This is a genomic window from Pseudomonas sp. ASL9, from assembly GCF_056680335.1.
On sequence record NZ_CM155277.1, the window covers coordinates 4,920,192 to 4,946,099 of the forward strand.

Sequence of the window (25,908 nt, forward strand, 5' to 3'; positions counted from 1 at the left end):
ATGCCTACCGTTCCCGAAAGCCTGTGCGTGTTGATCGCTGACGACAATCCCAGTGATCGCCTGCTGCTGGCGACCATCGTTCGTCGCCAGGGCCATAAAGTGATTAGCGCCAGCAATGGCCTGGAGGCGTTGGCGTTGTTCGAAAAAGAGCGTCCGCAGTTGGTGCTGATGGATGCTTTGATGCCGGTGATGGACGGTTTTGAAGCCGCGCGCAGGATCAAGCAGATGGCCGGCGAAGCGCTGGTGCCTATTATCTTCCTGACGTCGCTAAGCGAAAGTGAAGCGCTGGTTCGGTGTCTGGATGCAGGGGGCGACGACTTTCTCGCCAAGCCTTACAGTCAGGTGATCCTGGCCGCGAAGATCAATGCCATGGACCGCTTGCGGCGGTTACAGGAAACGGTCCTGCAGCAGCGTGATCAGATTGCCAGGCACCATGGCTACTTGCTCAATGAGCAGCGGGTCGCCAAAGCGGTGTTTGATCAGGTCGCCCACTCCGGCTGCCTGAACGCACCGAATATTCGTTACTTGCAATCACCCTATGCCTTGTTCAACGGCGACCTGTTATTGGCCGCCTACACGCCTGCCGGCAATATGCATATTTTACTGGGCGACTTTACCGGCCATGGCTTGCCGGCAGCCGTGGGTGCCATGCCCTTGGCTGAGGTGTTTTACGGCATGACCGCTAAGGGGTACGGCCTGCCCGAAACCCTGCGGGAAATGAATGCCAAGCTCAAGCGTATTTTGCCGGTGGACATGTTCTGCTGTGCGACCCTGCTGTGCGTGAACTTCACTATGCGCCAGGTTGAAGTGTGGAATGGTGGCCTGCCCGACGGCTATCTGTACCACGTTGCCAGCGGTGACCGTACGCCGCTGGTGTCACGGCATTTGCCGTTGGGCGTACTGGACCGGGCGCGTTTCGATCACAAGACTGAAATGCACCCGCTGGCCTTGGGTGATCGGATCTTCCTGTTGTCCGACGGTGTACTGGACACCAGCGACAGTGCCGATCAGCTGTTTGGTGTCGAGCGATTGCACGCGGTCTTCTCTGCCAATTGTCAGCCGGATGCGCTGATCGATGAGATTCAGCAGGCCTTGAACGACTTCCGTGGGCTGGCCCTGGATGATGTGAGCATGGTCGAGATCAGTTTGGTCGACCCGGCCCGACTGGGGCCAACGGCGGTCACTTACTCGGACAGTGGGGAATCCAGTCCGCTGGACTGGTCGGTGAGTTTCGAATACCGCGCCGCCACCCTCAAGCGCTTTAACCCGTTGCCTTATCTGTTGCAACTGCTGCTCGAAGTCCATGGGCTGCGCAGCCAGAGCGGGGCGCTGTACAGCGTGCTCGCCGAGTTGTACACCAACGCCCTGGAGCATGGGGTGCTGGGTCTCGACTCCGGGCTCAAGCGTGATGCGCAGGGTTTTGCCCACTATTACCGAGAGCGCGGTGAGCGCCTGGCGAATCTTGAAGAGGGTTATATACGCCTGCATTTGCAGGTGGTGCCGCGCGGGAAGGGCGGTCATTTGACGATACGCGTCGAAGACAGCGGTGCCGGATTCGACGTCGACCGTGTTTTGGCGCCACCGACGCAGGCGCGTGAATTGTCCGGGCGGGGCCTGGATCTGGTTCGCGAATTGAGCCAGCACGCGTATTGGTCGCAGGATGGGCGTACAGCATGCGTGGAATTTTCCTGGGGGGCTCTGGCATAATCCGTTGATTCTTGATCAAGGAGCGAGCAAGTGTCAGTCACTCATCTGGACTACCGCGTACTGTTAGATTTGCAAGAAGTGATGGAAGCTGAATACCCCGTCTTGCTCGATACTTTCTTGAGAGACTCTGAGCAGCGTCTGGCACACATGCACCGTGCGCTAAGTGCACAGGCGCTCGGTCTGCAAGAGCTGGGCATGGCTGCTCATAGCTTCAGGGGCAGCAGTGGCAACATGGGGGCCACTCGGCTGGCAGAGCTGTGCTGGCAGCTCGAAGAGCGAGCTCGGCGCAATGAGCTGGTCGGAATGGATGAGCTGCTCAGGAAGCTCGACGTTGAATTCATCACGGTCCAGCGTTTATTCGACGTCGAACGTCAGCGTTTTATCCGTTAAGGCTGCCCCGTTAAGAAGCTGGCCCGTCCTTTGCTACGGATCTTTGTAATTGTGCCCGTACGGAGACTGACATGCCCCTTGCCACCCATCCGCTTCTTCAGGCTACTTCCGTAGTCAAATCCCAGCCAGCTGTCGCCAGCAATGCGACAAAACCTGCTGAGACCGGCAAGGAAGACACTTCCAGCTTTGCTCGAGTGTTTGCCAAGCATGCCCAGCCCAAGACTGTGGCAAGCCATGACAATCGTACAAAATCAGTCCACGACAAACCCGAGGCAGGTAGTGGCAAGCAAGCGGTGAGCGACAAATCTGCCGCTTCCACGTCAGCGGTTGCCGATAGCGGCAAATCCTTGCCTGCCGATAAGGTCAGTCAAAAAACGAATGATGACAATGCAGACGGCAAGGCCGACGATAAGGCGAACGACAAGGCGATCGATCCGGCGCTGACCGACGTCGCACCTGTTGATCCGACTCTGGATCCCGCCGCAGTACAAGCGTTAGTCGCGCAGCCTCCTGTTGAACCTGTTATGCCTGTTGCTCCCGTGGTTGCGCCACCGGTTGACGTGCCGGTCTCCGTGACGGCTGCGGTGGCCGCGTTGCAGCCGGCTGTCCCGGTCCAGGACAAGGGTTTCGACCCGGCGGCTGATCCTCTGGCAGGTTTGCCTGCCGTGCAAATGGCGCTGGAGCAAAGTGCCAAAGCGTCAACATCCGCGCCCGCACCTGCCTCCGCGCCCGCAACATCTACCTCGACTGCCGCGAAAACATCGTCGGTTCAAGGCGACGTGGACCCGTTGCAGGCTGCCGCCAATAACCTGGCAGTTATCACCGATCAGCCGCCCACTGACGGTGCGAGTACTGAGAGTGGCGATAAAGCGTTTAAAGGTCTTATCGAAGACGGTTTGAAAGATGTCAAATCATCGGCCGCCGATACACGGATTGATGACTTCGCCAATCGCCTTGCCGCCCTGAGCCAAGCAGTGGAGCCCAAAGTGGCCGCTGCCTTGCCGATGACTCAGTCATTGACCCAGCCATTGGCCATGCACCAGAGCGGCTGGAGTGAGGCGGTGGTGGATCGAGTCATGTACATGTCCAGTCAGAACCTGAAGTCAGCAGACATACAGCTGGAGCCAGCCGAGTTGGGGCGTCTGGACATCCGTGTCAACATGGCGCCTGACCAGCAGACCCAAGTCACGTTCATGAGCGCCCATGCTGGCGTGCGTGAAGCGCTGGAAGGGCAGATGTCCAAGTTGCGTGATTCATTCACTCAGCAGGGGCTGGGCCAGGTCGACGTCAGTGTGGCGGACCAGTCCCGAGGCTGGCAGGGTCAAGGTCAAGGGCAGAATCAGCAGCAGGCTAATCAAGGGCAGCGAAGTGGCGGCGTAGCGGGTGTCGGTTCCGATCGGGTTGATGGTCTCGACGACAGTGCGGTGCATGAAGTGACTCAGGCCAGTCAGCCAATGAAAGTGATTGGCTCCAGTAAGGTCGATTATTACGCTTGATGCCGCACGTGCTACTCGTAGGCACGCACTTACTGCTGCGTGTGCCGTCGCGACGGTGGTGTGTCTGACACACCACCTCAGCCAATTTGCTTTCGCAGAATGGAAGCATCCGCCGACCCTGCAACATATCTGGCATAACACTTGCTCTGCCTCTGTCACGCATTGGTGAACCCCCCGAATAGTGACGGATTATTGGCATGGCGAAGAGCGAAGAAGTGAAACCCTCTGCCGGGAAAGGCAAACTCAAGCTCATTATTATTATTGTGGTGGCCTTGTTGCTTGCTATCGGCCTGTCGATCGGCGCCACCTGGTTCTTCATGCACTCGTCCCAAAGCAAGCCTGAACCGGTCGCAGCGGCCAGCAACGTCAAGGCTCCGGCGATTTTCGAGCCAATGGCACCAGCCTTTGTGGTCAATTTCAACCAGAACGGTCGCCAGCGTTATATGCAGGTCAGCATTACCTTGCTGGCGCGTAACCAGGGCGACCTCGACGCGTTGAAAGTCCACATGCCGGTTATCCGCAATAATCTGGTCATGCTCTTCTCTGGGCAGACATTCGACTCGTTGGCGACCCCGATCGGCCAGGAAATGCTGCGTCAGAAGGCTACTGCCAGCGTGCAGGAAGTGGCACAGAAAGAGGTTGGCAAGGTGGTGGTTGAACAATTGCTTTTTACTAATTTCGTATTGCAGTAGGACCACGACATGGCCGTGCAAGACCTGCTGTCCCAGGATGAGATCGATGCGTTACTGCACGGCGTCGATGATGGTCTGGTTCAGATCGAAAGCGCCGCTGAGCCGGGTAGTGTCAAAAGTTATGACCTGACCAGTCAGGACCGCATCGTCCGTGGGCGCATGCCGACCCTGGAAATGATCAACGAGCGTTTCGCCCGGTACACCCGCATCAGCATGTTCAACATGCTGCGTCGCTCTGCAGACGTCGCGGTAGGTGGTGTGCAGGTCATGAAATTCGGTGAGTACGTGCACTCGTTGTACGTACCTACCAGCCTCAATCTGGTCAAGATCAAGCCTTTGCGCGGCACTGCGTTATTCATTCTGGACGCCAAGCTGGTGTTTAAGCTGGTGGACAACTTTTTCGGTGGTGACGGGCGACACGCCAAGATCGAGGGGCGTGAGTTCACGCCGACCGAGTTGCGCGTGGTGCGCATGGTGCTCGAACAGGCGTTCATCGACTTGAAAGAAGCCTGGCAGGCGATCATGGAAGTCAACTTCGAGTACATAAACTCTGAAGTGAACCCGGCCATGGCCAACATCGTCGGTCCCAGCGAGGCCGTGGTGGTTTCGACGTTCCATATCGAACTCGATGGCGGTGGCGGCGACCTGCACGTGACCATGCCTTATTCGATGATCGAGCCGGTGCGCGAAATGCTCGATGCCGGCTTTCAGTCCGACCTGGATGACCAGGATGAGCGCTGGAGCAAGGCCTTGCGTGAAGATGTGCTGGATGTCTCTGTGCCGCTGAGTGTTGTCGTGGCCCGCCGTCAATTGCGTCTGCGGGACATCCTGCACATGCAACCCGGTGACGTGATCCCGGTAGAGTTGCCTGAGGCGCTGGTCATGCGTGCGGGTGGGGTGCCTTCATTCAAGGTCAAGCTGGGTTCGCACAAGGGGCATCTCGCGCTGCAAGTTATAGAACCGATTGAACGCCGCTGACCTTTATCGTCAGCGTGAATAATGTGATGTGTTAACGAATCAATGCCCGCCGAGGACAACCGATGGCTGATGAAAACGAAATAACGTCTGCTGAAGATCAGGCATTGGCCGATGAATGGGCAGCAGCGCTGGGTGAGTCCGGCGATGCCAGCCAGGATGATATCGACGCCTTGCTCGCAGCCGATACCGGTCGCTCTTCCGCGTCCAGTCGTTTGCCACTGGAAGAGTTCGGCAGTGGGTCAAAAAGCAACGGAGCCGTGACCCTGGAGGGCCCCAACCTGGACGTGATTCTGGATATTCCAGTCTCGATCTCCATGGAAGTGGGCAGCACCGACATCAATATTCGTAACCTGCTGCAACTCAATCAGGGTTCGGTCATCGAGCTTGATCGGTTGGCGGGCGAGCCGCTGGACGTGCTGGTCAACGGCACGCTGATCGCTCACGGTGAAGTGGTTGTGGTCAACGAAAAGTTCGGTATCCGCCTGACTGACGTGATCAGCCCTAGCGAACGCATCAAGAAGTTGCGTTAAGTGATTAAGCGCCTCGGTGTGATGCTCGCCTTGCCACTAAGCGCGATGGCGGCCGAGCCAGTTGTGCAGGCTGCTGCTGCGCCGCAAGTCAGCAGTGCGCTGAGCAGCGGCATGGGCGGTCAATTGACGCAATTGGTCCTGGGCCTGCTGCTGGTGATTGGCTTGATCTTCGCGCTGGCATGGCTGCTGCGCCGGGTGCAGAGTGCCAGCCCGCGTAACGGTCAACTCATTGAGGTGCTCGGCTCGCGTGCACTGGGGGCGCGTGATCGGCTGGTGCTGGTGCAGGTGGGTAGCGAGCAGATTTTGCTCGGAATAACCCCGGGGCGGATTACGCCCTTGCATGTGCTCAAAGAGCCGCTGCAAGTGCCTGCCACTTCGCAGGCTACGTCGGAGTTCGCCCAGCGTCTGATGGAGCTGCTGGGCAAGGATCATAAGGATAAGAAGTGATGGGCGCGTTGCGCATAGTCTTGACGTTGTTGCTGGTATTGGCAGCGCCGCTGGTGTTCGCGGCCGATCCTCTGTCGATACCCGCGATCACCTTGTCCAGCGGTGCCAACGGTCAGCAGGAATACTCGGTCAATCTGCAGATCCTGCTGATCATGACCGCGCTGAGCTTTATCCCAGCGTTCGTCATGTTGATGACCAGCTTTACCCGGATCATCATCGTCTTTTCGATTCTGCGTCAGGCCTTGGGTTTGCAGCAGACGCCTTCGAACCAGATTCTCACCGGCATGGCGCTGTTTCTGACCATGTTCATCATGGCGCCGGTGTTCGACCGGGTGAATAAGGATGCGCTGCAGCCTTACCTGAGTGAAAAGCTCAGCGCGCAGGATGCAGTGCTCAAGGCTGAAGTGCCGATCAAGGACTTCATGTTGGCGCAGACTCGCCAGAGCGATCTGGATTTGTTCATGCGCCTGTCCAAGCGTACCGATATCGCCAGTCCCGATCAGGCGCCACTGACCATTCTGGTCCCGGCGTTTGTGACCTCGGAACTCAAAACAGCGTTCCAGATCGGTTTCATGATCTTCATTCCGTTCCTCATTATCGACCTGGTGATTGCCAGCGTGCTGATGGCCATGGGCATGATGATGCTGTCGCCGCTGATTATCTCCCTGCCATTCAAAATCATGCTGTTTGTATTGGTGGACGGTTGGGCCTTGATCATTGGCACGCTGGCCAGCAGCTTTGGCGGGGTATCACCATGATCGATGGGGAGCGCGCGCAATGACGCCGGAAGTCGCCGTTGACCTGTTTCGCGAGGCATTATGGCTGACCACGATGATGGTCGCCGTGCTGGTAGTGCCGAGCCTGATCGTGGGGTTGTTAGTGGCCATGTTTCAGGCTGCGACGCAGATTAACGAACAGACCTTGAGTTTTCTGCCGCGCCTGTTGGTGATGTTGATCACTCTGATTGTCGCGGGCCCTTGGCTGATCCGGGTGTTTATGGAATACATCCAGTCGTTGTACGGCAGTATTCCGCAGTTGATCGGTTAGCGATCATGCCCGCCGTGCTTGCCCTCACGGACACGCAGATCGGGACCTGGGTCGCGAGCTTCATGCTGCCGCTGTTTCGGGTCGCAGCGGTGCTGATGACCATGCCGATCTTTGGCACGACGCTGGTGCCCAGGCGTGTGCGCATGTATTTCTCATTGGCGATTACGGTAGTGATTGCACCCAGCCTGCCACCGATGCCGGAGATTCATGCGCTGGATTTGAGTGCGCTGATGCTGATCGCCGAGCAGATTGTTATCGGTGCAATGCTGGGATTGTCCTTGCAGTTGTTCTTTCAGTCGTTCGTCATTGCCGGGCAGATCGTTGCGGTGCAGATGGGCATGGGCTTCTCCTCGATGGTCGATCCTACCAACGGCGTGTCGGTGGCGGTGATCGGGCAGTTTTTCACGATGTTGGTGACTTTGCTGTTCCTGGGCATGAACGGCCATCTGGTGGTCTTTGAGGTGCTGGTGGAAAGCTTCACCACGTTGCCAGTGGGTAGTGGGGTGAATCTCACGCACGTTTGGGAACTGGTCGGTCGCATGGGTTGGGTATTGGGCGCCGGCTTGTTGCTGGTCTTGCCCGCCATCACTGCGTTGCTGGTGGTGAACGTTGCATTTGGCGTGATGACCCGCGCCGCGCCACAGTTGAATATTTTCTCTATAGGCTTCCCGCTCACGCTGGTGCTGGGCATGGTGATCCTGTGGATCACCCTCGGCGACATTCTCAATCAGTATCAGCCGCTGGCCGTGGAGGCCTTGCAGTTGCTGCGCAGTCTGGTCCGGGCGAACTGACATGGCTGAGAACGAGAATGGCCAGGATAAAACCGAAGACCCCACGTCCAAACGGGTCAAGGAATCCCGTGACAAGGGTGAGACCGCCCGCTCCAAAGAACTCAATACCCTGGTCATCATGATGGCGGGGGCAGGGGGCTTGCTGGTATTTGGTAGTCAGTTGGCGGAGATGATGCTCGAGTTGATGCGGGTTAATTTTACGCTTCCGCGTGAAGTCATCATGGATGACCACTACATGGGCCTGTATTTTCTCAATGCTGGGAAGGCGGCGCTGGTTGCCGTTCAGCCGCTGATGCTGACCATGGTTTTGGCGGCACTCATCGGCCCGATCTCGTTGGGGGGGTGGATATTTTCTACCGAGACAATGGTGCCCAAGTTCAGTCGAATGAGTCCGGTGTCCGGGATCAAGCGCATGTTTTCCGTCCAGGCGTTGGTCGAGCTGATCAAGGCGCTGGCCAAGTTTTTCATCATTCTGATGGTGGCGTTGGCGGTACTGTCCAAGGACAAGGGTGCTCTGGTCTCTATCGCCCATGAGCCATTGGAGCTGGCGATCATTCATAGCGTGCAGGTGGTAGGCTGGAGTGCGTTGTGGATTGCGTGCGGGTTGATCATCATTGCTGCGGTGGATGTGCCGTTCCAGTTGTGGGAGAGCCATAAAAAGCTGTTGATGACCAAGCAGGAGGTGCGTGACGAGCACAGGGACAGCGATGGGCGGCCAGAGGTCAAACAGCGGATTCGTCAGTTGCAGCGCGAGATGTCCCAGCGACGAATGATGACGAAGATTCCCGATGCGGACGTGATTATTACCAACCCGACGCATTTTGCCGTGGCGCTCAAATACGATCCCGAGCAGGGCGGGGCGCCGCTGTTGTTGGCCAAGGGTAATGATTTTCTGGCATTGAAGATTCGAGAAATCGGCGCCGAGCACAACATCCTTCTTCTTGAGTCACCCGCTTTGGCGCGTTCGATTTACTACTCCACCGAACTGGACCAGGAGATTCCTGCCGGCCTGTACCTTGCCGTGGCGCAAGTGCTGGCGTACGTCTATCAGATTCGCCAGCATCGCGCAGGCAAGGGCAAGCGCCCGGACCCTTTGGGCGATATGCCGATCCCGAACGATTTGCGGCGTGATTCGTAGGTTTACCTGATACACCGCATCGCTCCTTTCGCAGCCTTCGGCAGCTCCAGCCAATGTCAGCTACAGTCCCGCAGGGACCCTATTTGCTGCGCGAGAGCGCGGCATCGCCTACAAAATTGCGCTGATTCCAATAGTTGGAAAGCTTCTTGCACTGACCTTGCTACGTCGCTTAATGGCGTCAAAAGTTTGGTCTAGCGGGCAGGAAAAGAATTGGTCGATCGCTCTCAATTAATCAACGCTGCGCGCAGCAATCTGGTTGGCCTGGGTCGTGGGCAACTGGGTGTGCCGCTGCTGCTGTTGGTCATGTTGGCAATGATGATGTTGCCGATGCCTCCATTTCTGCTGGATGTATTTTTCACGTTCAACATCGCGCTATCGATTGTTGTCCTGCTGGTGTGTGTGTATGCCCTGCGGCCGTTGGACTTCTCGGTATTCCCCACCATCCTGCTGGTTGCTACATTGCTGCGTCTAGCGCTGAACGTGGCGTCGACGCGGGTGGTCATGCTTCACGGTCAAGACGGCCACGCCGCTGCCGGTAAGGTGATTCAGGCCTTTGGCGAGGTGGTGATTGGCGGTAACTACGTCGTTGGTATCGTGGTTTTTGCGATTTTGATGATCATCAACTTTGTCGTTGTTACCAAGGGTGCGGGCCGAATTTCCGAAGTGAGCGCCCGTTTCACCCTCGACGCGATGCCCGGCAAGCAGATGGCTATCGACGCCGACCTAAACGCCGGCCTGATCGATCAGCCCGAAGCCAAGCGTCGTCGCCTTGAAGTCGCCCAGGAAGCCGAGTTCTACGGGTCAATGGATGGTGCCAGCAAATTTGTGCGTGGCGACGCCATTGCCGGCTTGTTGATTCTGTTCATCAACCTCATCGGGGGGGTGGCCGTCGGTATTTTCCAGCACAACATGTCATTCGCCGATGCGGGCAAAGTTTACGCGCTGCTGACCATTGGTGACGGTTTGGTGGCGCAGTTGCCATCACTGTTGCTGTCCACTGCTGCAGCGATCATGGTGACCCGTGCTTCCGGTTCGGAAGAAATGGGCAAACAGATCAATCGGCAGATGTTCACTTCGCCCAAAGCGCTGGCTGTGGCCGCAGGCTTGATGATGGTCATGGGACTGGTGCCAGGCATGCCGCATTTTTCCTTTCTCAGCCTGGGTCTGGTGGCTGCGGGTGCTGCGTACCTGATCTGGAAAAAACAGAGCATGATCAAGGTGAATGCGTTGCAAGAGGTCCAGCGCCAACAGGAGTTGCTGCCTTCGCCGACGCGTGTGCAGGATTCAAAAGAGCTGGGATGGGATGATGTTGCGCCAATCGACATGATCGGTCTGGAGGTGGGTTACCGCTTGATTCCGTTGGTAGATCGCAATCAGGGTGGTCAACTGCTGGCGCGGATCAAGGGCGTGCGCAAGAAGCTTTCCCAGGAGTTGGGCTTTTTGATGCCGACCGTGCATATCCGCGACAACCTCGATCTGGCGCCCAGCGCCTATCGTCTGACACTGATGGGCGTCACCTTGGCTGAAGCCGAAATTTACCCGGATCGCGAACTGGCGATCAATCCGGGGCAGGTCTTTGGTACGCTCAACGGGATCACCGCCAAGGACCCGGCGTTCGGTCTGGAGGCGGTGTGGATCGAAGTCAGCCTGCGCAGCCAGGCACAATCGCTCGGTTACACGGTGGTGGATGCCAGCACAGTGGTGGCGACACACCTCAATCAGATTCTGTACAAGCATTCTCATGAGCTGATTGGTCATGAAGAAGTGCAGCAATTGATGCAATTGTTGGCCAAAAGCTCGCCCAAGCTGGCTGAAGAGCTGGTGCCTGGTGTCCTTTCACTCTCGGCCTTACTCAAAGTATTGCAAGCGTTGCTGGCCGAACAGGTTCCGGTCAGGGATATCCGCAGCATCGCCGAAGCCATCGCTAACGCGGCACCTCGGAGTCAAGATACCGCCGCGCTGGTCGCTGCGGTGCGCATCGGATTGTGTCGCGCTATCGTCCAAAGCATTGTAGGCGCTGAGCCGGAGCTGCCTGTCATCACCCTTGAGCCAAGGTTGGAACAAATATTGCTCAATAGTCTTCAGAAGGCGGGTCAGGGTCAGGAAGAGGGCGTTCTTCTTGAGCCAAGCATGGCTGAAAAGCTCCAGCGTTCGTTGATTGACGCTGCCCAGCGCCAAGAGATGCAGGGTAAACCAGTGATTTTGTTAGTCGCAGGCCCGGTTCGCGCAATGCTGTCACGATTTGGGCGGTTGGCTGTACCGAACATGCATGTTCTGGCGTATCAGGAAATTCCTGACAATAAGCAAGTCACGATCGTCGCGACGGTGGGGCCCAACGGCTGAGGTAGGGAGTCATGCAAGTTAAGCGTTTTTTCGCCGCCGACATGCGTCAAGCCATGAAACTGGTTCGCGATGAGTTGGGCGCCGATGCGGCCATCATTGGTAACCGGCGGATTGCCGGTGGTGTAGAGCTGACTGCTGCGCTGGATTACAAGCTTTCTGCGTTGGCGCCACGTGTGCCGAACATCGAGCTCGAAGATGAGCTGCGCAAGACTCAATCACGCATTGTTTCAGCTCAGGCTGAACTCACCACCCGTGGTGACATCGACTCGTCAATCAATCGTCAGCTGTTCTCCGGTGTGCCGTTGACGGCAGCCGAGTCGCACATCGAGCCGACGTTCAGCGAACCGCCACGCCCAGCCGCTCCGGCCCCTGCCGTTGAGCCAGTCGGCGGGCAGCGCGCTTACGAGTCCATGCGTTTTGAATTGAATGGTTTGCGCGAACTGCTTGAAGTGCAACTCGGGTCGCTGGCCTGGAATCAACTGCAAGGCACCCGTCCGCAGCAGGCTAACCTGTGGCGTCGCCTGCAACGCGTCGGCCTGTCGGGACCTTTGTCCCGGGACCTGTTGGCGATGATCCCCGATATTGAAGAGCCCCGTCAGGCATGGCGCATGTTGTTGGCCCACTTGGCACGGATGATCGCAACCCCCGACGTCGAACCTCTGGAAGAGGGCGGGGTGATCGCCATGGTCGGTCCGGCAGGCATGGGCAAGACCACCACGCTGGCGAAACTGGCGGCGCGGTATGTCTTGAAATATGGTCCGCAACATATCGCGCTGGTGAGCATGGACAGCTACCGGATTGGTGCCCAGGAGCAATTGAAAACCCTGGGCCGAATCCTCAATGTGCCGGTCACCCACATCGATCCAGGCCAGTCGCTGGGTCAGGCGCTGGAGCCATTGCTGCGCAAGCGAGTGGTCTTGATCGACACTGCGGGCTTGCAGTCCAGCGACCCGGCACTGCGCATGCAGTTGGAAAGCCTCGCTGGGCGCGGGATCAAAGCACGTAATTATCTGGTGTTGGCAACTACCAGTCAGAAACAGGTTCTAACCGCTGCATACCACAGCTACAAGCGCTGTGGTCTGGCCGGCTGCATTCTCACCAAGCTGGATGAAACTGCCAACCTGGGTGAGGTGTTAAGCCTGGCAATCAGTCATGAATTACCGGTGGCCTACCTCACGGATGGGCCACGGATACCGGATGATTTGCACTTGCCGCGCCGGCACCAGTTGGTGAGTCGAGCGGTCAGTGTGCAAATGCAAGAAGAGCCGAGCGAGGAAGCTATGGCAGATATGTTCGCGGATCTTTATCACAGCCCGAACAAAAGGGTTGGGTAAAGCAAGACATTGGAATGTACCTACATCATGGTCTGCCAAGCATTGTTCACTCAACGAACGCGCAGCCAGTAATGTGGCCTCGGTCTAAGCAAGACAAGGTAAAAAATTAACATGGGCAGCATGCATCCCGTACAGGTTATCGCGGTGACCGGCGGCAAAGGTGGCGTCGGTAAGACTAACGTGTCAGTGAACTTATCACTGGCTCTGGCTGAACTCGGCCGGCGCGTCATGCTGCTGGATGCCGATCTGGGCCTGGCTAATGTCGATGTATTACTCGGCTTAACCCCAAAACGCACCCTCGCCGATGTCATCGAGGGGCGCTGTGAGCTGCGCGACGTGCTGCTTCAGGGGCCGGGCGGGATTCGTATCGTGCCGGCCGCGTCGGGCACTCAGAGCATGGTTCATCTGACTCAGGCGCAACATGCCGGGTTGATCCAGGCTTTCAGTGACATCGGCGATAACCTCGATGTACTGGTGATTGACACGGCTGCGGGCATCGGCGAATCGGTCGTCAGCTTCGTGCGCGCAGCCCAGGAAGTATTGCTGGTGGTGTGTGATGAGCCGACCTCGATTACCGACGCTTACGCACTGATCAAGCTGCTTAACCGTGATTACGGGATGAACCGCTTCCGGGTGCTTGCCAACATGGCGCAAAGCCCTCAGGAAGGCCGCAATCTGTTCGCCAAGTTGACCAAGGTCACGGACCGCTTCCTGGATGTCGCCTTACAATACGTCGGTGCAGTGCCTTACGACGAATGCGTACGCAAGGCCGTGCAGAAGCAGCGCGCCGTGTATGAAGCGTTCCCTCGCTCCAAGTGCTCGCTGGCGTTCAAAGCCATCGCCCAGAAAGTCGACACGTGGCCGTTACCGGCCAACCCGCGTGGGCATCTGGAATTTTTCGTTGAGCGGCTCGTACATCCGACGAGTGCGGGACCGGTGTTATGACAGCCAGCGGCTATCGCATGTACAGCAAGGCGTCCAAAGACTCCCAGTACGAGCTGATTGAGCGCTATGCGCCGCTGGTCAAACGCATCGCCTATCACCTGCTTGCGCGCCTGCCCGCCAGTGTGCAGGTCGAGGATCTGATCCAAGCGGGAATGATCGGTCTGCTCGAAGTCTCGACCAAGTACGACGCCACCAAGGGGGCGAGTTTCGAGACGTATGCCGGGATTCGTATTCGTGGCGCCATGCTTGATGAGGTCCGCAAGGGTGACTGGGCTCCTCGCTCGGTGCATCGCAATACACGCATGGTAAGTGACGCAATTCGGGCAATTGAAGCTAAAACGGGTCGTGACGCTAAAGATCACGAGGTTGCGGCCGAACTCCAATTGAGTCTCGATGATTATTACGGGATTTTGAACGACACCTTGGGCAGTCGGCTCTTCAGTTTCGACGATCTGTTGCAGGACGGCGAGCATGAAGGGTTGCACGAGGATGGCGCAAGCACTCAGCTTGAGCCGCTGCGCGATCTGGAAGATGAACGTTTCCAGATGGCGTTAGCAGATGCGATAGCCAATTTGCCAGAGCGTGAGCGATTGGTGTTGGCGCTGTACTACGACGAGGAGCTGAACCTCAAGGAAATTGGTGAGGTATTGGGGGTCAGCGAGTCGCGGGTCAGCCAGTTACACAGCCAGTGCGCAGCTCGTTTGCGAGGGCGTTTGGGAGAATGGCGAGCGCGTTGACAGGCAGTGAGTGGCCCTTGGTGGTTTCGCGCTATCTGTAAGCCGGCTGTGCAAAGCGTTGCGTGCGAAGAAGATAAGACTAGGCAGGAGTCGGTCGGTCAAGGTCCTATAGGACCTGCCATGCCAGCTCACGACCTGTTGGTTTACCAAGCCCGTCGTCGTTTTCGTGCAGCTGTTGTGTGCTGCGCCGGTTTTGATTGAACAGCGTATTCAGGTGCTGAGTGCGTTAAAGACTGCTTGGAGGTCGAATTGAACAAAAACATGAAAATCCTCATTGTTGATGACTTCTCAACGATGCGGCGGATCATAAAAAACCTGTTGCGTGACTTGGGGTTCACCAATACGGCTGAAGCGGACGACGGAACTACCGCGCTGCCGATGCTGCAAAACGGGAGCTTCGACTTTTTGGTGACTGACTGGAACATGCCGGGTATGTCCGGCATCGATCTGTTGCGCCACGTGCGTGCCGATGAACGCCTTAAACATCTACCGGTGTTGATGGTAACGGCTGAAGCCAAGCGTGATCAGATCATCGAGGCCGCTCAGGCCGGAGTGAACGGTTATGTGGTCAAGCCCTTCACAGCTCAAGTGCTGAAAGAAAAGATCGAAAAGATCTTCGAGCGCGTTAATAGCTGATGTTTGCCGTGAGGGCTCTATGGAGCACACAGATTCGTCATTGGGCGACTTCGAGTCGATCCTGAAAAAACACGCACACGAGTTGGTCAGTAGCCTTGAAAAAGGCCGGTTCGGTGATGCTGCGAAGTTGATTCATGAGCTTAACAAGGCCCGCGACAGTGGCCTGTATCAGGAGGTCGGCAAACTTACCCGCGAACTGCACAGTGCGATCGTCAATTTCCAGATTGACCCGAACACGCCGCAAGCCGAGGAAGTCTCGCAGATCAATGATGCCACCGAGCGCCTGTCCTATGTGGTCCGGCTGACCGAGGCTGCGGCCAACCGCACCATGGATCTGGTGGAATTCAGCACGCCACTGATGAGCGGACTCGGCGCCGATGCTGCCGCCTTGAGTGTCGACTGGGGACGCTTCATGCGTCGCGAAGTCGGTGCTGAAGAGTTTCGTGAGTTGGCCCGGCGTGTCGATGGTTTTCTGAAACGTAGCGAAAAGGAAACCCGAGAAGTGTCGGGCCATCTCAACGATATTCTGTTGGCTCAGGATTACCAGGACCTTACCGGCCAGGTGATCAAGCGCGTGACCCAATTGGTCACGGAAGTGGAAAGCAACCTGCTCAAACTGGTGCTGATGGCCAGCCAGGTCGATCGTTTTGCTGGGATCGAACATGACCATCAATCGATACGTGCAGAAAAAGATCAAGAAAAACATCTGTCTCAGGGTGAAGGTCCGCAGATTCATGCCGATAAGCGTGAAGACGTTGTATCCGGTCAGGATGATGTTGACGATCTGCTATCCAGCCTGGGCTTCTAGGTCGGTCGACGGTTAATTTTAGGGAGCACCCCAATGAGCTTCGGCGCCGATGAAGAAATCCTTCAGGATTTTCTAGTAGAGGCCGGCGAGATTCTCGAGCTATTGTCCGAGCAGTTGGTCGAGCTGGAAAGCCGACCAGATGATTCGGAATTGCTCAATGCAATTTTTCGCGGTTTTCACACTGTAAAAGGGGGCGCCGGCTTCCTCCAGCTCCACGAGTTGGTGGAGTGCTGCCACATCGCCGAGAACGTCTTCGACATCCTGCGTAAGGGTGAGCGTCGCGTCGACTCGGAATTGATGGACGTGGTCCTGGAAGCACTGGATGCGGTCAATGGCATGTTCACTGAAGTGCGTGAGCGCACTGAGGTGACTCCGGCTACGCCCGAATTGCTGGCGGCATTAGCCCGTTTGGCCGCGCCTGCGCCCGCCGCAGAGGTCGCGGCGGCTGTGCCCGTCAGTGTCGAAGAGCCACCTGCCGATCCCGCAGGCGACATCACTGATAACGAATTCGAACAACTGCTCGACTCGCTCAATGCCGTCAAGGCGCAGGCGGCCGCTTCAGCGGGTGCGCCAGCAGCGGTCGCATTGCCTGCGATTGACCCGAATGCCAGCGACGAGATCAGCGATGCTGAATTTGAATCACTGCTCGATCAGTTGCATGGCAAAGGCCAGTTCGCCGTCGATGTCACGCCTGCTCCGGTTGCTCCAGTGGCGGTGCTCACGGCTCCCGTCAGCAATGAAATTACCGATGACGAATTCGAAGCACTGCTCGATCAGTTGCACGGAAAAGGTTCGTTCGTAGCCGATGCACTGGAGCCTGCCGTCCTCGCTCCAGTGTCCGTCGCCAAGGCGCCTGCAAGCGCTGCGGGTGGTGATCAAATCTCTGATCACGAATTCGAAGCCTTGCTTGATGAGTTACACGGTAAAGGCAAGTTTGAGCCTGATGCTGTTGCGACAGTCGTTGCACCGGCGCCAGTCGTGGCTAAAGCCGCAGTAGCGCCTACGCCTGCGCTGGTCAGAGCTGTTGCGGCGGCTCCTGCTCCTGCTCCGGCCAAAGCGCCCGCGCTGGAGAAGCACGCAGTTTCCGAAGCCGAGACCACTGTGCGGGTCGATACCGCACGCCTCGACGAAATCATGAACATGGTTGGCGAGTTGGTGTTGGTGCGTAACCGCTTGGTCCGTCTGGGCCTAAACAGTGGCGACGAAGCCATGTCCAAGGCAGTGTCGAACCTTGACGTGGTGACGGCTGATCTGCAGACCGCAGTGATGAAAACCCGCATGCAGCCGATCAAGAAAGTCTTCGGGCGCTTCCCACGTCTGGTCCGCGACCTTGCACGTCAGTTGAAGAAAGAGATCAGTCTGGAACTGGTCGGCGAAGAAACCGACCTGGACAAAAACCTGGTCGAGGCGCTGGCCGATCCGCTGGTCCACTTGGTACGCAACGCCGTCGACCACGGCATCGAAACCCCGGAAGAGCGCGCAGCTGCGGGCAAGCCCCTGTGCGGTCGGGTGATTCTGGCGGCCGAACAGGAAGGCGACCACATCCTGCTGTCGATCTCCGATGACGGCAAGGGAATGGATGCCAATGTCTTGCGCGCCATCGCTGTGAAGCGCGGTGTGATGGACAAGGATGCCGCCGACCGCCTGACCGAAACCGATTGTTTCAATCTGATTTTCGCGCCGGGTTTCTCGACCAAGACTGAGATTTCCGACGTGTCCGGGCGTGGCGTGGGCATGGACGTGGTGAAAACCAAGATTGCCCAGCTCAACGGCTCGATCAACATTTATTCGACCAAGGGCCAGGGTTCGAAGATCGTCATCAAGGTGCCGTTGACCCTGGCGATCATGCCGACCCTGATGGTGATGCTTGGCAATCAGGCGTTTGCCTTCCCGCTGGTCAACGTTAACGAGATCTTTCACCTTGATCTCTCGCGCACCAACGTCGTCGATGGCCAGGAAGTGGTTATCGTGCGTGACAAGGCCCTGCCGCTGTTCTATCTCAAGCGTTGGTTGGTCGCCTCGGCTGCTCACGAAGAGCAGCATGAGGGGCACGTAGTGATCCTGTCGGTTGGCACACAACGCATCGGTTTTGTCGTCGATCAGTTGGTGGGCCAGGAAGAAGTCGTCATCAAGCCGCTGGGCAAAATGCTGCAGGGAACGCCGGGTATGTCGGGTGCCACCATTACCGGTGACGGTCGGATTGCCTTGATTCTCGATGTACCAAGCATGCTCAAGCGTTACGCCGCGCGGCGTATTTGATTCTGGGGCTGCAGGTCGCCTTTGGCGCCTGCGGCACCTAACGGAGTGTTTATGGCAGTTAAGGTCCTGGTGGTGGATGATTCAGGTTTCTTCCGCCGCCGCGTCTCGGAAATTCTTTCTGCGGACCCGAATATCCAGATAGTCGGCACGGCGACTAACGGCAAGGAAGCTATCGAGCAAGCGCTGGCACTCAAGCCTGATGTGATTACCATGGATTACGAGATGCCGATGATGGATGGCATCACGGCAGTGCGTCATATCATGCAGCGCATCCCGACACCGGTCCTGATGTTTTCCTCACTGACCCATGAGGGCGCCCGAGTCACGTTGGACGCGCTGGACGCTGGTGCGGTCGATTTTCTGCCCAAAAACTTCGAAGATATCTCGCGCAACCCTGAAAAGGTCAAACAGCTGCTGTGCGAGAAAATTCACACTCTCTCGCACAGTAACCGTCGTTTCACCGGTTACAGTGCTCCGGCGCCGCAGGCCGCCCCATCGGGTACGGGCTCCGCGCCGACCAAAACCAACACCTTGAGTGCCGGGTCTGCGACGTCCCGTGTGTTACCGACTCGATCGGCGCCTTTACCGGCAAATACTTCCTCGACGCACTTGCCAACGCATGCTTCGCCCGCCCCCAAGCGCAAAGCCTACAAGCTGGTGGCAATCGGTACCTCAACCGGTGGTCCGGTGGCGTTGCAGCGAGTGTTGACGCAACTGCCCGCTAACTTTCCGGCACCTATCGTCCTGATCCAGCACATGCCGGCAGCGTTCACCAAGGCGTTTGCCGAGCGCCTGGACAAGTTGTGTCAGATCAGCGTCAAAGAAGCCGAAGACGGTGATATTTTGCGTCCGGGTCTGGCATTGCTGGCCCCTGGCGGCAAACAAATGATGATCGATGGTCGCGGCGCGGTGAAGATCCTACCCGGCGACGAGCGCTTGAATTACAAGCCCTGCGTGGATATCACCTTCGGTTCAGCGGCCAAGTCCTACGGTGACAAAGTTTTGGCGGTAGTGCTGACTGGCATGGGTGCCGATGGCCGCGAAGGCGCGCGTCTGCTCAAGCAGGGCGGCAGCCATATATGGGCGCAGGATGAGGCGAGTTGCGTGATTTACGGCATGCCCATGGCCATCGTCAAAGCCGAGCTCGCGGACGCTGTGTACAGCCTGGATGAGATTGGCAAGCATTTGGTTGAGGCCTGTCTCTGATGGATGTACTGAGTCTTATTGGGATCATCCTGGCCTTTGTTGCCATTATTGGCGGCAATTACCTGGAAGGCGGGCACTTGAGCGCATTGCTCAATGGTCCGGCGGCCTTGATCGTACTGGGCGGCACCCTCGCTGCTGCGTTGCTGCAGTCTCCCATGAGCTCTTTCATGCGAGCCCTGCAGATTGTTGGGTGGATTCTGTTCCCTCCACGTATCGACCTGCCGGGCGGGATCGACCGTGTCGTCAACTGGAGTCTGACTGCGCGCAAGGAAGGTCTGCTCGGGCTTGAAGCCATAGCAGACGCGGAGTCCGACAGCTACTCGCGCAAAGGCTTGCAATTGCTGGTCGATGGTGCTGAACCCGAAGCGATTCGCAGCATTCTGGAAGTGGATTTCATGACCCAGGAAACGCGCGATACTCAGGCGGCCAAGGTTTTCGAAAGCATGGGTGGCTACGCGCCGACCGTTGGCATCATCGGCGCGGTCATGGGCTTGATTCATGTGATGGGCAACCTTGCGGACCCGAGTCAGCTGGGTAGCGGGATTGCTGTGGCATTCGTTGCGACCATTTATGGGGTGTCGTCAGCCAACCTGATTTTGCTGCCGATCGCTAACAAACTCAAAGCCGTCGCCCTGCGTCAGTCGCGTTATCGCGAAATGTTGCTCGAAGGCATTTTGTCCATCGCCGAGGGCGAGAACCCACGCTCGATCGAGTTGAAGCTGCAAGGTTTCATGGAGTGATGCAATAGTCATGGCCCGCCGTCGCCGCCCCGAAGAGCATGAAAACCATGAACGTTGGCTGGTGTCCTACGCGGACTTCATCACCTTGCTGTTCGCTTTTTTTGTGGTCATGTATTCGATTTCATCGCTCAACGAGGGCAAGTACAAGGTGCTATCGGAGGCTTTGAACGGTGTGTTCAGCGATGCCGAGCGCAGTGTCAAACCGATTCCTATTGGTATCGACCGCCCCCTGACAGTCAGGCCCGCAGAGCCGCTGATCAAGGACAGCGAGGAGGTCGACGCGGGCTTGTCGCCAAACTCGACTGACCCGCTGCGTGCGATTGCGAGCGACGTGCGCGATGGCTTTGGCGATTTGATCAAGTCCAATCAGTTGACGGTCCGCGGCAACGAGTTGTGGATTGAGATCGAGCTCAACTCCAGCCTGTTGTTCGGCAGCGGCGATGCCATGCCCAGTGACACTGCGTTCAATATCATCGAGAAGGTCGCGAAGATTTTGCGTCCCTTCAACAATCCTGTGCACGTTGAAGGTTTTACCGATGATCAGCCGATCAGCACGTCGCAGTACCCGACTAACTGGGAGCTGTCGTCGGCTCGGGCCGCGAGCATTGTTCGCATGCTGGCCATGGACGGGGTCAGCCCTGCACGCATGGCGTCAGTTGGGTATGGTGAATTCCAGCCGGTGGCCTCTAATACGACCGCCGAAGGTCGTGCCCACAATAGGCGCGTGGTTCTGGTGATTTCACGCAATCTGGAGGTACGCCGCAGCCTTACAGGGACAGGCACCGCCAATGCAACACCTGATGCCGCATTGAGGCGTGCTGGCACACAAACTGCACCGACGCAGGGTACGCAGCTGGTACGTGGGAAGGCCGTCAATTCTCCGTCACCCGTCTTATAGTCAATTCTCGGTATGGCCAACGCCATGTCGGGAGGAAAAAGCACAATGAGAGTCTGGGCAGTAGCCAATCAAAAGGGTGGCGTCGGTAAGACCACTTCCTCTATCGCTTTAGCCGGTCTGCTGGCGGAGGCGGGCAAGCGCGTGGTCATGGTCGACCTCGACCCCCATGGGTCCATGACCAGCTACTTCGGGCATAACCCGGATACGCTGGAGCACAGCGCCTACGATCTGTTCCTGCACAAAGGTGTGGTGCCTGAGGGCCTGCCTGGCCAATTGCTGTTGCCCACCAGTGATGAACGTATTTCCCTGATGCCATCCAGCACGGCGCTGGCTGTGCTGGAGCGCCAGTCTCCGGGCCAAAACGGCCTGGGCCTGGTGATTGCCAAAAGCCTGTCACAGCTGTGGCAGGATTTCGACTACGCCATCATCGACAGTCCGCCGCTACTGGGCGTGTTGATGGTCAATGCTTTGGCGGCCAGTCAGCAGTTGGTCATTCCTGTGCAAACCGAATTCCTTGCCGTGAAGGGTCTTGAACGCATGGTCAGTACGCTGGCGATGATCAATCGTTCGCGCAAACAGGCGCTGCCTTACACCATTGTTCCGACCTTGTTTGATCGTCGCACGCAGGCGTCCATGAGCACCTTGAGGATGCTGCGCGATGGCTATCCGGACAATATCTGGAAGGCTTATGTGCCAGTGGATACCCGCTTGCGCGATGCCAGCCGAGCCGGGCTGACACCTTCGCAGTTCGACAGTAAAAGTCGGGGCGTAGTGGCTTATCGGGCGTTGCTTAAAGATCTGCTTTCCCAGCAACTCGTTGCTCAGGTCGCTTGAGGTGTTTGTACTCGACTCGCCGACAGATTCAAGTCGGGTGCCGGCGCAGCCGATAACGATAAACAGTGAAGGTTATTTCTACGGGATTTATGTATGGGCACCCTTATGAGCCGCCCTGTCGATATCGCAACACGGCCACAGTTAGCGCTGCAGTCTTATCTGGATGCCCTGCTTCAGGACGCGACAGAAGAGCAGGCGCTCAGTTCCAGCCTGGACGAGTTCGAAGCCGCAGTGCTTGAGGAGCAGGCCCGCGATGCTGTAGTTCGCGTGGTGCTCAATCCGCGGGTGGTTGCGGTTGCCGCACCTGCGCCGGTTGCCGTTATCGCCAAAGTTGCGGTGCCGGCGCCCGTTTTAGAGCGGGTTGAGACGCCGTTGGTGACCGTGGTCGAGCCCGTGGTGGAGGTGCATCTGCCCGCCAGCCATCGCACTCCACCGCCGTTGTCCACTGACGGTAGACCTGCTTGGGCTGCGGAGCCATTCGAGTGCCTGTTATTCGATGTCGCCGGGCTGACCCTGGCCGTGCCGCTGGTGTGTCTGGGTTCGATTTATTCACTGGCTGGACAGGAGTTGACACCGCTGTTTGGTCAGCCGGACTGGTTTCTCGGCATTCTGCCCAGCCAGACCGGAAACCTGAAAGTGCTTGATACCGCGCGTTGGGTCATGCCGGATCGCTACCGTGATGACTTTCGTCAGGGCCTGCAATACGTGATCTCGGTTCAAGGCTACGAGTGGGGGCTGGCGGTGCATCAGGTCAGTCGCTCGTTGCGCCTGGACCCGAACGAAATCAAATGGCGCACCCATCGCGGCCAGCGTCCCTGGCTGGCGGGCACGGTGATCGAACACATGTGCGCGCTGTTGGATGTTTCCGAATTGGCCGAGCTGATAGCCAGCGGCGCGGTCAAGAAAATGCACACCATCAAATAATCATAGGGCGGCGCAAAGCACCGTCTGCACAGCACACACTTGAGGGGTTAGGGTATGAATAAGTCGTCAGCACAGGGTTCCGAAGATCCTATCCTGCAATGGGTTACCTTCCGCTTGGACAATGAGTCTTACGGCATCAACGTGATGCAGGTTCAGGAAGTGCTGCGCTATACCGAAATCGCCCCCGTGCCAGGCGCGCCAAGCTATGTTCTGGGCATCATCAATCTGCGTGGCAACGTTGTGACCGTGATTGATACCCGCCAGCGTTTCGGGCTGGACCCGGTGGAAGTCAGTGACAACACCCGTATCGTTATCATCGAGGCTGACAAACAAGTGGTCGGTATCTTGGTCGACAGCGTGGCTGAAGTGGTCTACCTGCGTCAGTCTGAAGTCGAAACTGCGCCGAACGTGGGCAATGATGAATCGGCCAAGTTCATTCAGGGTGTGTGCAACAAGAACGGTGAACTGTTGATCCTCGTCGAATTGGACAAAATGATGTCCGAAGAAGAGTGGTCCGATCTGGAGAATATCTGAGTGATCTTAGAGATTGCGGTCATTTTCCTGGGCCTTCTCTGGACAGTGTCGTTGGTGTTGTTCCTTGCGTACAGCAAGCGCCAACGGCTGCTGGCTGCACAGCAGGCTGAAGGTTATGCAGGGCAGGATCAACGACTCAAAGAGTTGGCCAGGCGCCTGGACGACTACCAGAGTGGCACCATTCGCATGGGTGAAGACCTGCACGAACTGCGCGCGGTGGTCGGCCCTTTGCCTGACAAGCTGATAGCGCTCGAACAGCGCGACCCCTCCAGCCTGTCCTTTGCCCAAGCTGCCCGGCTGGTCGGCATGGGTGCCAGTGCCGACGAGTTGACCCAATCCTGTGGCCTGACTCAGGCAGAAGCTCGGCTGATGAGCAAAATGCACGATTCGCCAGGGCGCAGATTAGCCATGGAAGAGTCCAAGAGCTGAACCACGCCGCGCCGTTCTCAGGCTGACGGCGTTATATCTCGCTCCACTGGCGGCGCATCTGGATCCTGGCCTTCGGGGAATTTGCCTTTGAGGTGCCAGGCGAATGCAATGATTTCTGCGATGGTGCGGTATAAGGCCTCTGGAATGCTGTCACCCAGTTCCATGCGTGCCAGCAATTTGACCAGTTCGGCATTCTCATAGATGGGCACGTTATATTCCCGGGCAATGGCCAGGATCGCTTCGGCCAGTTGGTCGTCGCCTTTGGCTGTCAGCGTGGGTGCTTGCTGCCCGTCATAGCTGAGGGCGATCGCCTGGCGCGGGGCGTGTTCGGGTCGGGTCATCAGGCGGTCTCGTCGATCCAACGTTGTTCGAGGGAGGTGCGCGGGCCTTGTGGCGGTTTGCCCTGGTGGCAGGCCAGCTCGCCGACCGTCAGGCCTGACGCGATCAAACGCTCGCGCAAATGGCCTAGCTCATGGGCGATCATGCTCACGCTTTGCGGGCGTTCGGCCCACAGTTGGCTGGACAAGCTGCCCCGGATCAATTGCGCCTGGACCTGTAATGGCCCTAGCGGCTCAAGATCAAACGCCAGTTCAACCCGCCACAGTTTTTCCTTCGCCGGTTTAACGGTGTTGTCATCCTTATTGTTCGCTTCGTCCTTGTCCGGGGTCTCTTCACGCTGCAATTTGACCTGCAACGGCACGATGTCCTGCAGGTTGCGCATGGGGATTTCGAGCTGCCAAGTGGTCAATTGAGTTCCGTCGGCGGTCGTGCGTGTTTGCTCCAGGCCAGACAGTTGATGGCTTTGCAGGCGTGACACGGCAGCCGCGGCTAGTTTCAGCAGGGTCTCCAGATCCTCACTGTTTTCCCAATTCATGTTGCGCGAGGGCAGGGGGAAGCTGCTCGGTTGCGTGCGAGCGCCGACCAGTCCCAGCGTGCCCAAGGCGCTGCGGATGACACTGGGCATGGCGCGGATCAGGGTGTTGGCGGCGGCCGCAGCGCCGTAATTGCTGTTGTCGGGCAGGCCGGGAAGAATTTGCGCGATGAGCCGCAACAGGTTGGCTTTCAAGTCCAGGACGGTGGCTGGGGTTTGGCCACTGAGTAATTTGGCTTCAAGGAACACCCCGCTGCTGTTCAACGCCAGCGCGAGCGTTTTTGGATCTGACAGTTGGCGGATATCCGGCAGGTCGTCCAGCAGGGTATCGATGCTGGCGCGCAGGTCCGGCGGCAGGTCGGCGCTTTGCTGGACGGTCTGTAGCACCTTGATCAGCCCATCCAGTGAGCCTTGGCGGCTTTGTTGGGTGCTCAACTGCTGCGCAACCGCCAATTGGTCGAGCCGACCGGTCAGCGGCACGAAGGTCAGCCTCTGTGTCCCCTGGACCTGGGCGCTGAGCAAGCTGCCGACGGTCAGCGGCTGCGGGCTGTCGACCGTCAGGCTGACGCCGGCAAGCAGGGTATTGAGCAACGTGATCACGTTGCGGTACAGCGCGGGTTGACCGGCGCTTTGCGCGAGCACCTGGCTGGTCAGTACGGTGCCCTGCAACAATGTGCCAACCGGTAATTGTTGGGTGTCGATGCTCATCAGGCTGGCGACGGCGGCGCTCAAACTCTGTTGCGCCGTGATTGCCAGGCTACTGGGTGTTGGCTGGGTGACGGTCAGGCTGGTGCCTATCGGCAGAGGTCGCTGGCTTATGGCCTGCACCAAAGCTTGGCGGCCACCGTCCAGCGTCAGTCGCATCAGTACTTGAAATGCCTGATCGGCCGGTTTCAGGCTCACGACTTCGGCGTCAACTGACTCGCCGGCCGCCACTAAACCGTCCACAGGTTGTATCAATTTGAGAATTTCGTTCGGCGTCACGCCGGCTTTGACCAGTACGACGGTCGGGGGGAGTGGTGCAAGGCTGCTGATGTCGCCTGTCATTGGGTTACAACCTGTCGAAATTGCCCTCTTGGTACCAGGGTATGACATGTATAATGCCGCCCCGTCTCGTGTGGCACGCATAAAAATACCTGCGATCCACGGTTTCAGGCCGGGCGTTCATTCAATCGTCATCAGTATAACGGCTGC

General features: G+C 57.7%; 27 protein-coding genes. 25 read left to right on the plus strand and 2 right to left on the minus strand.

The window, feature by feature from the left end; all coding sequences use genetic code 11:
• The 25 genes from AC1ME2_RS22635 to AC1ME2_RS22755 all read left to right on the plus strand — a co-directional run bounded on the left by AC1ME2_RS22635 (position 1) and on the right by AC1ME2_RS22755 (position 23,843).
• Positions 1-1,707, plus strand: coding sequence for an ATP-binding SpoIIE family protein phosphatase (locus AC1ME2_RS22635; RefSeq protein ID WP_480436942.1), 1,707 nt, complete (start codon positions 1-3; stop codon positions 1,705-1,707).
• Positions 1,708-1,788: 81 nt separating this feature from the next.
• Positions 1,789-2,097 carry an Hpt domain-containing protein gene (locus tag AC1ME2_RS22640; RefSeq protein ID WP_480442289.1) on the plus strand — a complete coding sequence of 103 codons (309 nt, stop codon included), beginning with the start codon at positions 1,789-1,791 and terminating at the stop codon, positions 2,095-2,097.
• 71 nt (positions 2,098-2,168) lie between these two features.
• Positions 2,169-3,593: a flagellar hook-length control protein FliK gene (locus AC1ME2_RS22645; protein ID WP_480436943.1), complete on the plus strand. Its 1,425-nt coding sequence runs from the start codon at positions 2,169-2,171 to the stop codon at positions 3,591-3,593.
• Positions 3,594-3,790: 197 nt separating this feature from the next.
• Entirely contained in the window at positions 3,791-4,285 is a 495-nt protein-coding gene (gene fliL / locus AC1ME2_RS22650; protein ID WP_480436944.1) for a flagellar basal body-associated protein FliL, read from the plus strand.
• Positions 4,286-4,294: 9 nt separating this feature from the next.
• Positions 4,295-5,263: a flagellar motor switch protein FliM gene (gene fliM, locus AC1ME2_RS22655; RefSeq protein WP_480436945.1), complete on the plus strand. Its 969-nt coding sequence runs from the start codon at positions 4,295-4,297 to the stop codon at positions 5,261-5,263.
• Positions 5,264-5,325: 62 nt separating this feature from the next.
• Positions 5,326-5,793, plus strand: a complete 468-nt coding sequence (fliN, locus tag AC1ME2_RS22660; protein ID WP_480436946.1) for a flagellar motor switch protein FliN — start codon at positions 5,326-5,328, stop codon at positions 5,791-5,793.
• Positions 5,794-5,814: 21 nt separating this feature from the next.
• Entirely contained in the window at positions 5,815-6,240 is a 426-nt protein-coding gene (fliO, locus tag AC1ME2_RS22665; protein WP_480442290.1) for a flagellar biosynthetic protein FliO, read from the plus strand.
• Positions 6,240-6,998, plus strand: coding sequence for a flagellar type III secretion system pore protein FliP (gene fliP, locus AC1ME2_RS22670; RefSeq protein WP_480436949.1), 759 nt, complete (start codon positions 6,240-6,242; stop codon positions 6,996-6,998). Before fliO ends, fliP begins: the two co-directional genes overlap by 1 nt.
• Positions 6,999-7,017: 19 nt before the next feature.
• Positions 7,018-7,287, plus strand: coding sequence for a flagellar biosynthesis protein FliQ (gene fliQ, locus AC1ME2_RS22675; protein WP_480436951.1), 270 nt, complete (start codon positions 7,018-7,020; stop codon positions 7,285-7,287).
• A gap of 5 nt (positions 7,288-7,292) precedes the next feature.
• Positions 7,293-8,078, plus strand: coding sequence for a flagellar biosynthetic protein FliR (gene fliR, locus AC1ME2_RS22680; RefSeq protein WP_480436954.1), 786 nt, complete (start codon positions 7,293-7,295; stop codon positions 8,076-8,078).
• A gap of 1 nt (position 8,079) precedes the next feature.
• Positions 8,080-9,216, plus strand: coding sequence for a flagellar biosynthesis protein FlhB (flhB, locus tag AC1ME2_RS22685; protein WP_480436956.1), 1,137 nt, complete (start codon positions 8,080-8,082; stop codon positions 9,214-9,216).
• Between the two features lie 210 nt (positions 9,217-9,426).
• Positions 9,427-11,559: a flagellar biosynthesis protein FlhA gene (gene flhA / locus AC1ME2_RS22690; protein ID WP_480436958.1), complete on the plus strand. Its 2,133-nt coding sequence runs from the start codon at positions 9,427-9,429 to the stop codon at positions 11,557-11,559.
• A gap of 11 nt (positions 11,560-11,570) precedes the next feature.
• On the plus strand, positions 11,571-12,893 hold the full coding sequence (flhF, locus tag AC1ME2_RS22695; RefSeq protein WP_480436961.1) for a flagellar biosynthesis GTPase FlhF: 1,323 nt from the start codon (positions 11,571-11,573) through the stop codon (positions 12,891-12,893).
• A 111-nt stretch (positions 12,894-13,004) separates the two neighbouring features.
• The gene (fleN, locus tag AC1ME2_RS22700) at positions 13,005-13,838 is read left to right on the plus strand and encodes a flagellar synthesis regulator FleN (protein WP_480436963.1); all 834 of its coding nucleotides are present in this window, start codon (positions 13,005-13,007) and stop codon (positions 13,836-13,838) included.
• Complete coding sequence (gene fliA, locus AC1ME2_RS22705) at positions 13,835-14,575, plus strand: RNA polymerase sigma factor FliA (protein ID WP_480436964.1); 741 nt, start codon at positions 13,835-13,837, stop codon at positions 14,573-14,575. The genes fleN and fliA overlap by 4 nt, the downstream gene beginning before the upstream one ends.
• 261 nt (positions 14,576-14,836) lie before the next feature.
• Positions 14,837-15,211, plus strand: a complete 375-nt coding sequence (locus AC1ME2_RS22710) for a chemotaxis response regulator CheY (RefSeq protein ID WP_480436966.1) — start codon at positions 14,837-14,839, stop codon at positions 15,209-15,211.
• 19 nt (positions 15,212-15,230) lie between these two features.
• Positions 15,231-16,019 carry a protein phosphatase CheZ gene (locus AC1ME2_RS22715; RefSeq protein WP_480436967.1) on the plus strand — a complete coding sequence of 263 codons (789 nt, stop codon included), beginning with the start codon at positions 15,231-15,233 and terminating at the stop codon, positions 16,017-16,019.
• A 33-nt stretch (positions 16,020-16,052) separates the two neighbouring features.
• Complete coding sequence (locus AC1ME2_RS22720; RefSeq protein ID WP_480436970.1) at positions 16,053-18,278, plus strand: chemotaxis protein CheA; 2,226 nt, start codon at positions 16,053-16,055, stop codon at positions 18,276-18,278.
• A gap of 51 nt (positions 18,279-18,329) precedes the next feature.
• Positions 18,330-19,484, plus strand: coding sequence for a protein-glutamate methylesterase/protein-glutamine glutaminase (locus AC1ME2_RS22725; RefSeq protein WP_480436971.1), 1,155 nt, complete (start codon positions 18,330-18,332; stop codon positions 19,482-19,484).
• Positions 19,484-20,224: a flagellar motor protein gene (locus tag AC1ME2_RS22730; RefSeq protein ID WP_480436972.1), complete on the plus strand. Its 741-nt coding sequence runs from the start codon at positions 19,484-19,486 to the stop codon at positions 20,222-20,224. Before AC1ME2_RS22725 ends, AC1ME2_RS22730 begins: the two co-directional genes overlap by 1 nt.
• Positions 20,225-20,234: 10 nt before the next feature.
• The gene (gene motD, locus AC1ME2_RS22735; protein WP_480436974.1) at positions 20,235-21,122 is read left to right on the plus strand and encodes a flagellar motor protein MotD; all 888 of its coding nucleotides are present in this window, start codon (positions 20,235-20,237) and stop codon (positions 21,120-21,122) included.
• Between the two features lie 45 nt (positions 21,123-21,167).
• The gene (locus AC1ME2_RS22740) at positions 21,168-21,956 is read left to right on the plus strand and encodes a ParA family protein (protein WP_480436976.1); all 789 of its coding nucleotides are present in this window, start codon (positions 21,168-21,170) and stop codon (positions 21,954-21,956) included.
• Positions 21,957-22,061: 105 nt separating this feature from the next.
• Positions 22,062-22,880: a CheW domain-containing protein gene (locus AC1ME2_RS22745; RefSeq protein WP_480442292.1), complete on the plus strand. Its 819-nt coding sequence runs from the start codon at positions 22,062-22,064 to the stop codon at positions 22,878-22,880.
• A 54-nt stretch (positions 22,881-22,934) separates the two neighbouring features.
• Complete coding sequence (locus tag AC1ME2_RS22750) at positions 22,935-23,414, plus strand: chemotaxis protein CheW (protein WP_003343961.1); 480 nt, start codon at positions 22,935-22,937, stop codon at positions 23,412-23,414.
• Positions 23,415-23,843, plus strand: a complete 429-nt coding sequence (locus tag AC1ME2_RS22755) for a DUF2802 domain-containing protein (RefSeq protein WP_480436977.1) — start codon at positions 23,415-23,417, stop codon at positions 23,841-23,843. It begins immediately after the preceding gene.
• Between the two features lie 17 nt (positions 23,844-23,860).
• Here AC1ME2_RS22755 and AC1ME2_RS22760 read toward each other — a convergent pair whose 3' ends face one another.
• Both AC1ME2_RS22760 and fliK read right to left on the minus strand, forming a co-directional pair.
• Positions 23,861-24,184 carry an EscU/YscU/HrcU family type III secretion system export apparatus switch protein gene (locus AC1ME2_RS22760; RefSeq protein ID WP_480436978.1) on the minus strand — a complete coding sequence of 108 codons (324 nt, stop codon included), beginning with the start codon at positions 24,182-24,184 and terminating at the stop codon, positions 23,861-23,863.
• On the minus strand, positions 24,184-25,761 hold the full coding sequence (gene fliK / locus AC1ME2_RS22765; RefSeq protein WP_480436980.1) for a flagellar hook-length control protein FliK: 1,578 nt from the start codon (positions 25,759-25,761) through the stop codon (positions 24,184-24,186). The genes AC1ME2_RS22760 and fliK overlap by 1 nt, the downstream gene beginning before the upstream one ends.
• Positions 25,762-25,908 lie beyond the last annotated feature (147 nt).